Origin of the sequence: Vibrio sp. 10N.222.55.C6, from assembly GCF_041473395.1 — a bacterium.
Classification (GTDB): domain Bacteria; phylum Pseudomonadota; class Gammaproteobacteria; order Enterobacterales; family Vibrionaceae; genus Vibrio; species Vibrio crassostreae_C.
The window spans coordinates 1-396 of record NZ_JBFRSD010001120.1 but is presented as its reverse complement, the minus strand read 5'-3'; the positions used below and the strand labels follow the sequence as shown (position 1 = coordinate 396).

Annotated in this window: 1 protein-coding gene; it reads left to right on the top strand. The window is 42.9% G+C overall.

From position 1 onward, the window contains the following. Window positions 1-37 precede the first annotated feature (37 nt). Window positions 38-396 (top strand): ISAs1 family transposase (locus tag AB4486_RS27815; protein WP_372120038.1); only part of this gene is annotated, 359 nt, incomplete at its 3' end.

Sequence of the window (396 nt, the reverse complement as noted above, 5' to 3'; positions counted from 1 at the left end):
GATCTAATAGTGCTAAATCCACAATCAAACAGCCATTTTGAACTTAATCGAACACTTATCAGTCGTCCAAGACACTCGGTCAGACATTAATCAGAAGCATGATCTTATCGATGTCATGTTCCTTGTAATTAGCGCCATCGCATCTGGATGTGAAGGATGGCAAGATATTGAATTGTTTGGGAAAGACAAACTAGATTGGCTGAGAAAATACAGAACATTTGAACATGGTATTCCACGTCGCCATACCGTAGCCCGTATTCTTAAAGCGGTTGTTGCGGAGTCGTTACTTGAAGCCCTGCTAAACTGGGTTAATGAGCACAGAGAGGCGCATAATAAACCCATTATCGCCTTTGATGGCAAGGTGCTTCGTGGCTCCTATCGCAATGACAGGAAAAC